Genomic DNA, 9,743 nt, shown 5'->3' with positions numbered 1-9,743 from the left:
CCAACTCCTCGAGATCGTCGGTCAGCGTACCAAACGTGCGAATCTCTTTTCCTTCAGGGGTAAGGGCGCAAGCCGTAATCGATTGCTTATGCACGTCCAATCCGCAACAGCGTTCATACAAGACGCGCAGCGGTCTCCCTCCCTGCTTCGTTCTCAAAAACAGCTGGTGCAGTAGCCTTTGTTCAAGCATTCTATCCTGCGTGCTTCCCTCAAGGGAGCGACATTCCGTAGTGCACCAGACTACTGGGGTCCGTCTATATATCGGACTTTTACGTACCATAGATACAACGACCTCATGACCCCAGCTGCAAGGAGACCATTCGACAGAAGGTTGTTTTCATCCTTCCGATGGTGACGAAATTTTTTTGTCATGGGAGTCTATATTCTTTTTTCATCGATTCTCCCATTTTTTTACTTTTTTTGATCAAAAGTAAAAAAAAGGACGCCGCGTATCCCCCGCCTACGCTTCGCTTAGAGGCGGGGGACTTGCGGCGTATGGGTTGTTAAACGAATCTGGGGCAATGACGACCTTCATCTTTTTCCCTCCTCGATGTCGTGAAACGGGGCGACACATGGCCATAACGATGCAAACGCAGCCGGCCGCACGAACAGCGGATTCATATCCGTGCGGCGCAAGCCACTAGGCCGCAGCGGCACAGACGATGGCCATCGCGGTCAGAGCGGCGGTCGCCCCTTACTATTGTTTTCGCCAACGAAAATGCCGTTTCCTTTATCGGGCAGGCAAACAGATAGATGCCGAATGGGCCAATGACCGTTGAAACAGTCTTGACCGCGATCAACGAAGGCAACGCTGCGCACTTCCGTCGCCGCGATTTTCCATAGGCTCAGCTCGGAAGTGCAGCGCCCTCAGTCCGGCGTACATTTGATTTCCAGAAACTCGCGGTCTCTCGTCCCCGCCCGATGGTGCTGATGGAACGATCGATGTTTGATCCCCGTCCTTTCGCCGCTCGTATTATATACAACGAAAGAGGCAGGATCTAGCGGCATCGCTCATGATGTCAAATTTTGACGAAAAAAGACGGAGACAGCCGCTTTTTTTCTATTTTCAGAATTGGTTATATAGTACTATAATAGAATTAGTTATATGTTCGTTTGTTCCCATGGGGAACATGATTGACGCCGCCAACGCCAAGAAGCAGCTGTTTCCGATCGCCATCCGCCTTGTCTGTCTAACAATCCGTCAATTGATCGCCAACGGCCACCGGCATAGGAGTGATCATCCTCTTTTTGGCATCGCTTCGCCAGCGCTGAAGTTGTCAGAGGTCAGATAATAGGAGAGAGAGTCGACATGTTATTCCGAGCGCGACCGGTTATTTTTTCCGTTTTTTTCGCATCGATTGCTGTTGCGGTTATGTCAAAACCGCCTTCCTTCGATCGTACATATATGATCGCCTTGCTGTTTTATTGGCTGTTTTCCAGCTTGTATTCGCACTTGCGCGTCATAGACAAAACGAAAAACAATATTCCCGTTGATTACGGCATTAACTATAGTTTATCGTTCGCCTTATTTGCCGGCCCGTTCGGGCTGTTTATCTTTGAAGCGTTGTTTCGCTTGACTGAACATATAGCAAAAAAATATTTGAAAACAGCGGAACCCGATGAATGGCTGCACACATTGTACAACATCGGCTCGTTTGTGACGTTCAATTCGCTCGCGTTTGCCTTATACAATCTCCTTGGTCCGCTGTTTCAGTCTATTCCGTCCATTGGCTTCTGGCTGCTTTTATTCCTGCTCGTCATCGTCGTTTCCTTTTTGACTGACTGTTGCCTGATCATCATTTTTTATATAACCGGCGACATTCAGACACAGCGCGAGGCGTTGGACTTTATTAAGACGAGAAGCTGGATGGACATGGGAAAAACGGCGCTGACAAACGGTCTGTTATTTCTCTTTTTGCAAGAACAGCGGTGGGATATGCTTTTGAGCTTATTTTTGCTGAATTACTTCGTCAGCCGCTCGTTCTTTTCCAAATCGCAAAGCATCCAGCATAAACTAGAACGCGACCACTTCGAAAAAATGGCCTACACCGACTTTTTGACCGGCATCCATAACCGTGCCTACATGGACAAAACGATCGCCAAGCTAAACGGATCCGGTGAATGGATTGGCGTCGTCGTCGCCGATATCGACAATTTTAAAACGATCAACGACACGTATAACCATGCCGTCGGCGACGAGGTGATCCGCCATTTTGCCTCAACCTTGAAACAGTTTCTCAAAGAGGGCGATTTTTTGTTCCGCAGCGGCGGTGAAGAATTTACGATGTTTTTGCGTCATCGCACGTTTGAAGAGAGCGTCCGGCTTGTCGAGGAGATTCGAGAAGCCGTGCGCCGCAGCACCGTGTTGGTCGATTATATGGCGGCGAAACGTCCCATTGCCTATACGTCGTCGTTCGGTCTTTACTTTTGTCAAGCAGAAGGAACGATGTCAATTGAAAAAGCGTACATTTATGCCGACCATTTATTGCTCCGTTCGAAAGAAAGCGGCAAAAATAAAGTATCAGCCCAATGCGGGGGAGTTGCGTGACGGGGCAGCTCCTTTTTGTTTTCTCCGCACCGTCCGGCCTAAGCAAAAACGGCGCAGCCACCATACATTAACGAAAAAATGGGGCTATCCTCGGCTGCACTGCCAAGGCAAACTTCTTCATCCTTTTCAGTAATGGATGACAGAAGAGGAATAGTTCAATAAGGTGGTGAGGGCCCTTTGATTGATCTTGTTACGGCGACTAACGACGCATACCCCTTGCCTCTTGGGGCGATGTTAAAGTCGTTGTTTGCCGATAAAACGTCCGAACATCGTGTCACCATTTATGTATCACACGAAACATTATCGGAACAAAACCAGCTAAACTGAGAAAAAAGTATTAAAAAACATCCCCCAAAGTAAAAGGGGACGGCTCACTTGTGATACGGCTCCCCCCGGTTAATCCGAAATGCGCGGTAAATCTGCTCGAGCAAAATGAGACGCATGAGCTGGTGAGGAAACGTCATTTTCGAAAACGACAACGCCTCGTCAGCGCGCGCCATCACTTGTTTGCTTAAACCGAGCGAACCGCCGATGATAAAAACGATTTTGCTTTTGCCGTAAGTGGCAAGCTCGTCAAGACGGGCGGCAAATTGCTCGGACGATTTCATCTTTCCTTCAATCGCAAGCGCGATGACGTGGGCGTCATGCGGAATTTTCGCCAACAGCCGCTCGCCTTCCCGCTGTCTGATTTGCTCTTCCTCAAGTTCGCTTGCCCGTTCGGAGGTTTTTTCATCGGCGACCTCAATTATCTCAATTTTTGCATATGCGGACAGACGCTTTGTGTACTCATTGATCCCTTGAATTAAATATTTTTCCTTCAATTTGCCCACAGCGGCAATGGAAATATGCACACATCATCCCCACCTTACAAACAACTTATCAACAATATTTATCCACATATACACAACACATATCCACATATTGTGCAAAAACATCAGCATCCTACGGCATAGACAGCCTTTTTCTCGCAAAAACGGCACAGTTTTTCGCTGTTATCCACAAACATGACATCAGGGGCCTGCTCCGTCTCATCCACATATTCGTCAATGGCCATATCGATGTGCTCCTCACATGTGAATATCATCATTCTCGCTCCTTTCCTTGTGGAAAAAAGAAGGAGCGTTTCCGCTCCTCCATCGTTTTCGTTTAATACGACTCACGCGCCAACTTCATCGTGACCGTGCGTTTTTCCCCATCACGATAAAACGTGACTTCCATCCGGTCGCCGATCGATTTTTTCGTATACAAATATTTGCGCAAGTCGAGCACATTGCGGATTTTTTCGCCATCAAGCGCCACGATGACATCAAACTGTTTTAAGCCTGCCTGGGCGGCTGGCGACATCGGCACGACTTGGATGACCGCGGCCCCTTCTGTTACATTCGGCGGCAAATGGAGCGTCGCCTGCAAATGGTACGATGGGATGTCGCTCAGCGAGCGAAGTTCAACGCCCATGTACGGACGGCGCACTTGTCCGTATTTTTCCAAGTCCGAAATGATCGGAATGGCCGTGTTGATCGGGATCGCGAACCCGATGCCTTCAACCGCCTCTTGGGCGATTTTCATCGAGTTGATGCCGATGACTTGCCCTTTGATGTTGACGAGGGCGCCGCCGCTGTTGCCCGGGTTAATGGCTGCGTCTGTCTGCAATACTTCCGCATTCCAATCCGGAGCGCCGTCCTGGTCCAAGTCAACTTCCACCGTCCGGTTCGTCCCGGAAATAATGCCTTGCGTCACCGACCCGGCGAACTGCAGGCCGAGCGGGTTGCCGATGGCGATGACCGGCTCTCCTGGCTTTACCGCGTCGGAGTCGCCGAACTCAGCCACCTTTTTCACATGCTTTGCATCGATTTCCAGCACAGCCAAGTCCATCAGCACATCGCTGCCCAGCAGCTTCGCCGGCACTCTCGTCCCATCTTTGAGGCTCACTTCGAGCTGACTGGCGTTTTCAACAACATGATGGTTCGTGACGATAAACGCCCGTCCTCCCGCTTTCTTGTAAATGACGCCCGATCCGACGCCAGCCTCGCCTCCTTGCGACCAGAAGCTGGCTTCTTGAATGTTGACAACGCCGACAACCGCATCCGATACTTGGTCGATCGCCTTTGTCACCGCCGTCGTCACATCGACGGAAACGCTTTGCCGAACCGCAGGAGCTTCACTTTCCCCTTCCGGCTCCCCTCGTTCCTCTTGCGACGGCACGACGTCGTACGGGAGGACGTCCCAACGGGAAAGCGCCGGAATGGACATGAGGACGAGCAATCCTCCTAACACAGCGCCGACAAGCGTGGACAAAAACGAACCGCTGCGCCGTTTCCGTCTCGTTTGCCCGTGCGCTTCGTAATGGTCATCGTAATATCCCACATTCACCACCCTTTCCGCATTCGTCTCCATCCCTCATTATAATCATGAACAGGAGAAAAAATCCAACAAATGTGTCTCCCTCAGTTTCGGCAAAACGGGCTTTATACATACGCTAGTGCCGTCGCCCGACGCGGATCGGTATCATACAAACGAAAGCGGGCGCCGACCGCTAAGCCTTTCTGTTCCAACACTTGCGTCACGGTCATGCGCGCCAGCTCTTTCATATTGTTATCTTGACTTAAATGAGCCAAATACACTTGTTTTGTCCGCTCCCCGATCACATCGGCAAGCGCCAGCCCTGCTTCCTCGTTCGAAATATGGCCGACATCGCTTAAAATGCGGCGCTTGACGCTCCACGGATATCTCCCCATCCGCAGCATCCCGACGTCGTGGTTGCTTTCAAACACGAACACATCCGCATTTTCGATCGTCTTTTTGATCCGCTCGCTCACGTAGCCGGTGTCGGTGAGCAACGCAAGCTTTTTTCCCCCGTAGTGAAAGACGTAAAACATCGGTTCAGCCGCATCGTGAGAGACGCCAAACGATTCGACATCCACATCGCCGAACGTCCTCACCGCGCCGAGTGGAAAGACAAATTTTTGTTCGGCCGGAATGTCGCCGACGGCCTGTTCCATCGCCCGCCATGTTTTTTCATTCGCATACACAGGCAGGCGGTATTTGCGAGCGAGCACCCCAAGCCCTTTAATGTGGTCGCTATGTTCATGGGTGACAAGCAGCCCATCAAGCTCCTTTGGATGGCGGCCGATTTCGGCAAACAGCTGCTCAAGCTGCCTGCCGCTCAACCCGGCGTCGACGAGCAAGCGTTGGCGGTCCGTTTCAACGTAAAACGCGTTGCCGGTGCTGCCGCTGGCCAGTACACTAAATCGCATCGTCATGTTCTTTCACTCCAGCACATTTCCTTGATCATTGATCACTTGCCCTTCAAACGCATTGACGAAATAGTCTTCCTTCCGATTGACAACAATATGCCAAGTTGGAGTCAACACTTGGGATGCAGTAAATTGAACAAGCCCGTAATAGCCAAGCTCCACTTTCGTGACGCGGTCGCCCGGCTGCAAATGCCCTTTCCGGTACAGCGTCTCAAGAGCTTTAATGGCCGGAACGATGTCTTGTTTCCGCTCGTATTTTTCCAAGTCATCGAGCATCGTCTGTTCATAAGAAACCGCTTTTTGCTGCTTATTGACATGAATGATGAGCTTGCTGTTTTCGTTGCCATAAATCATTTTGCCTTCGTACACTTGGTAACAAATTACCGTTCCTTCCCCTTCATCAAATGACCAAAGGGCGTACTGCTCCCCATCCAAAATATAGCGCCGCAAAAACTCGCGCAACTGGTACGGGTCGCTGACATTTAAAGCAATGGGATGGAGAAACGTTCCTTTCAATTTCGTTTCTCCTTCTTCGATTTTTGCTTTTTGCGCGGACAGTTTTTTCGTATCGGCGGCGGTAAACGCTCGGCTTTTGCCGCTGACGTACGCCGCTTTCGTCACTTCTTTCGGCAGCTCCACATACGTGATGCCGTTCGCTTCGAGCTGCTCTTCAATGGTCGTTTCCAAAATGACATCAAGCTGGCTGCTGTTTCGTTTTTCCATAAACTGATACACTAAAAAGCAGTCGAGGATGAGGAACACAATGATGAAAATCGTCTTCGTTTTACTCCAATCCATTCGTTCCCCCTCCTCCGCCGTCCCCATCGTCGCTCACTTTTTTCCACGTTTGCTCGTACAAATAAAACCACGCCGGTTCCAGACGAATCACTTTCTCCCGTTCCGGATCTTTGACGAGCTCGTAGCCGATGGCGATATCTTTCACGAGCGATTTGCGAACGCCTTTCGCTTGTTCAAGCTGTTTGACGATCTCACGGCCGGACGGCAGCGTTTTCGGGGTTCGGGTGCGGTCGGGGATTTCCAGACGGAAGAGCGGGCGCTGATATTTCATTAAATCGCTCGCCCCCCACGTCTCCACGATTTCCGACATGCCGTATTCATTAAAAACCGGATACCCGTTGACAACAAGCCGGAAAATGACTTTCCGATCTTCTTCACTCCAACGGGCAAAATGGTATACATCAGTCCAGCCGCCATGTTCATTGACAAAATCAATGCTTTTTTGAATGAAGTGAGTTTCTTGATCAGTTTGGCCCATATTGGAGACACGGGCTGCCGGATTGACATACAGCAGCATGCGCTGAAAGAAATCGACGTCCATCAGCCGCGAACCATCGGTGTACTCCTCGCCAAACGGAATCAAGTCCTTTTTCACAAAGCTCGGGTCGCTAAACAGCGCTTCTTTAAACTTATCGGCGTCCAACTCATCGGTGTAGTATTGCAAACTGCTAAGCTCCACTTCTTTTTCCGGCAAATAAAGCTGCTTCGTCTCGCTGACCGGATAAGCGAAATAACGGGGAAAATGGTTGGCCTCCTTCGCCAGCCGGCTGATGGCGTCCTGCGAAGCGTCACTGGCGGTCGCCTTATAAATTTTGTGCTTATCGGTTGCGATAAAATAGACTGGGAATTTATCCCCTTCACTGAATGGAACGAGAATGCGGTCAAATGCCAAGCCATCAAGCCCTCTATCTTCCACCGTGAAGATCAACCGGTAAATATCGATCGGCAGCTCGTCTGGGTAAATGATTTCCAGCCGCTCTTTTCCGTCTAAAAACGACAAAAACTTTCCTTGCGGGACGGAAGATGAAATGTTCTCAAAATCGTCGAGCGCCCATTTTTTGACTTCTTTCAGCACTTCATTTTTCTTTTCCTCTTTCGTGAGGGCGTAGTGGGCTCCGCCTTTATGGATGAGCACCTGCTTTGGCTGCACGACCATCGCCGTATCAACTTGCGTATTGCTGACGGAAACGTGCTGAATATACTCGTCGTTTTGCAGCACGTCATATTTAGGATGATACGTCCATAAAGCAAACGTCATCATAATGCTGATGAGCACAAGCGACGTCAACACAACTGTTTTGATCGCTTCATACATCGTACCAGTCATCCTTTTGCTCCCGTTCTAGCGGCAGCGTAAAATAAATCGTCGTCCCTTTATGTTCTTTGCTTTCCGCCCAAATCGTCCCGCCATGGGCGAGCACGACTTCTTTGGCAATGGCCAGTCCGAGGCCGGTGCCGCCCAATTTGCGCGACCGCGCCTTATCGACCCGGTAAAAACGCTCAAAAATTTTCGCCAAATCGGCCTTCGGGATGCCGACCCCTTCGTCGCTGACGCTGACAATGATCTCGTCGGCCAGCTCGCGGACGCGGAACGTGATCGTCCCGCCTTGCGGAGAGTATTTCAACGCATTGGAAATGATGTTATCCAATACTTGTGTGATTTTGTCCTCATCCACTTCGATGAAAATCGCCTGGCGCGGAATTTTACGAACGAACCGGATGTTATCGCTTTTTGTCAGTTCAAACCGGTCAATCACTTTATGAAAATAAGCCGAAAAATTGATCCATGTCTTTTTCAGCTTGTAATCTTTGCTGTCGAGCTTCGACAGATGAAGCAAGTCGTTGACGAGCCGAATCATGCGCTCCGTTTCATTTTGCACGACTTGAATGAACCTTGGAGCGATGTCTTTATCTTGCCAGGCGCCATCCGCCAATGCCTCTAAATAGCTTTTCATTGTCGTCAAGGGCGTGCGCAGCTCATGCGAGACATTGGCGACGAACTGCCGCCGCTCGCGGTCGATTTTTTCTTGCTCGGTGATGTCGTGCAAAACGACAATCAGCCCGTTGACAAACCCGCCCTCTTTTTGAATGACCGATAGTGACGCCCGCAAAATGTACAATTCCTCATCGGTGCTGAAATCCAAAATGAGTGAGTCGCGTTCCTCGAGCAGCGTTTCAAACGTATATTGGTCAGCGATGCCGAGCACGTCGACGATCGAACTCGACAGCACTGTTTCACGTGAAACATTCAAAATGTTTAACGCCGCATCATTAATGAGAATGACGCGGCCGCGGCGGTCGGTCGCGATCACGCCATCGGTCATGTGCGTCAACACCGACTCAAGCTTGCGCCGTTCGCCTTCCGTTGTCGCCTGCGCTTCCTGCAGTTTTTTCGTCAAGTTGTTAAAGGTCATCGCCAGCTGGCCGATTTCATCGTAGCCGTACACTTTGACTTTGCGGGAAAAATCGCCCCTTGTCATCGCCAGCGCTTGCCGGCGCATATCGGAAATCGGCCGGGTGATGGTGCGTGACAAAAAAATGCCGAGCACGGCGGTAATGGCGAGCGCGATCCCCGTCCCAGTCGCCAAAATCATGTTGATTTGCCGCATTTGCGAAAAGACGTTTTCCATTGAGGCAATAACGTAAATGACCCCTTTGACTTCCCCGCTCGTCTTAATCGGAGTCGAGGAAATGTACATACGATGGCCTGTCCTTGAATCAAGCATCATCCGGTCGACAGTTTCGCCGGTGACGAGCGAACGCTTCACGTAAATCTCCGTCGTCCGCTTCCCGACGATGTTTTGCATATACGGATTCGACGTCGCCAACACCTTCCCTTTGGCATCAATGACGCGCACTTCGGAAATATCTTGAGAAACGAAATCATGAAGAAGCGAACGGATGTCTTCTTCCAATGTCGGGCTTTTTTCATCGCGCTCCCGATTCATTGCCTGCTCGACGTTATAGGCGAGCAGCGTCACCCGTTCGTTCAGTGAGTTTTTGAAATTTTGCACAAGCTCCGTTTCCAACTTACGGACAAAATACACGCCGATGATTTGCATGGCAACAAGAATGAGCAGCACATAAATAATAACAAACTTAAAGCGGATCGAACGAAATGGCCCTACTTTTTTCATGCCGAC

The 9,743-nt window shown here is 50.2% G+C and carries 9 protein-coding genes and 1 pseudogene; 2 read left to right on the top strand and 8 right to left on the bottom strand.

Translation table 11 applies throughout. From position 1 onward, the window contains the following. Positions 1 to 130, bottom strand: a pseudogene (locus ETC02_RS17725) (IS110 family transposase); the annotation flags it as partial. A 991-nt stretch (positions 131 to 1,121) separates the two neighbouring features. On the opposite strand from ETC02_RS17725, the gene ETC02_RS11755 reads away from it, so the two are divergent. Together ETC02_RS11755 and ETC02_RS11750 are read left to right on the top strand one after the other, a co-directional pair. Then, positions 1,122 to 1,292 (top strand): hypothetical protein, encoded by a 171-nt coding sequence (locus tag ETC02_RS11755; RefSeq protein WP_171698285.1) that lies wholly within the window; start codon positions 1,122 to 1,124, stop codon positions 1,290 to 1,292. Between the two features lie 17 nt (positions 1,293 to 1,309). Beyond that, entirely contained in the window at positions 1,310 to 2,548 is a 1,239-nt protein-coding gene (locus ETC02_RS11750) for a GGDEF domain-containing protein (RefSeq protein WP_050368019.1), read from the top strand. A gap of 371 nt (positions 2,549 to 2,919) precedes the next feature. Here the strand turns inward: ETC02_RS11750 and rlmH are convergent, their stop codons facing one another. From rlmH to walK, 7 genes are all read right to left on the bottom strand, one after another. Continuing rightward, on the bottom strand, positions 2,920 to 3,399 hold the full coding sequence (gene rlmH / locus ETC02_RS11745) for a 23S rRNA (pseudouridine(1915)-N(3))-methyltransferase RlmH (protein ID WP_050368020.1): 480 nt from the start codon (positions 3,397 to 3,399) through the stop codon (positions 2,920 to 2,922). Between the two features lie 83 nt (positions 3,400 to 3,482). After that, the gene (locus tag ETC02_RS11740) at positions 3,483 to 3,635 is read right to left on the bottom strand and encodes a CxxH/CxxC protein (RefSeq protein ID WP_020754210.1); all 153 of its coding nucleotides are present in this window, start codon (positions 3,633 to 3,635) and stop codon (positions 3,483 to 3,485) included. Positions 3,636 to 3,694: 59 nt separating this feature from the next. Then, the gene (locus tag ETC02_RS11735; protein ID WP_050368739.1) at positions 3,695 to 4,912 is read right to left on the bottom strand and encodes a S1C family serine protease; all 1,218 of its coding nucleotides are present in this window, start codon (positions 4,910 to 4,912) and stop codon (positions 3,695 to 3,697) included. A gap of 101 nt (positions 4,913 to 5,013) precedes the next feature. Continuing rightward, positions 5,014 to 5,808, bottom strand: coding sequence for an MBL fold metallo-hydrolase (locus tag ETC02_RS11730; RefSeq protein ID WP_171698284.1), 795 nt, complete (start codon positions 5,806 to 5,808; stop codon positions 5,014 to 5,016). A 6-nt stretch (positions 5,809 to 5,814) separates the two neighbouring features. Further along, entirely contained in the window at positions 5,815 to 6,600 is a 786-nt protein-coding gene (locus ETC02_RS11725) for a two-component system regulatory protein YycI (protein ID WP_050368022.1), read from the bottom strand. Further along, positions 6,587 to 7,915, bottom strand: coding sequence for a YycH family regulatory protein (locus ETC02_RS11720; RefSeq protein ID WP_095860161.1), 1,329 nt, complete (start codon positions 7,913 to 7,915; stop codon positions 6,587 to 6,589). The genes ETC02_RS11725 and ETC02_RS11720 overlap by 14 nt, the downstream gene beginning before the upstream one ends. Then, a complete protein-coding gene (walK, locus tag ETC02_RS11715) occupies positions 7,908 to 9,737 on the bottom strand; it encodes a cell wall metabolism sensor histidine kinase WalK (RefSeq protein ID WP_033016895.1) in 1,830 nt (609 codons plus the stop codon). Before walK ends, ETC02_RS11720 begins: the two co-directional genes overlap by 8 nt. Positions 9,738 to 9,743: the final 6 nt, after the last annotated feature.

It is taken from the genome of Geobacillus sp. DSP4a (genome assembly GCF_013096875.1).
Classification (GTDB): Bacteria; Bacillota; Bacilli; order Bacillales; family Anoxybacillaceae; genus Geobacillus; species Geobacillus thermophilus.
The sequence above is the reverse complement of the archived record's forward strand: the minus strand, read 5'-3'. Positions and strand labels throughout refer to the sequence as shown.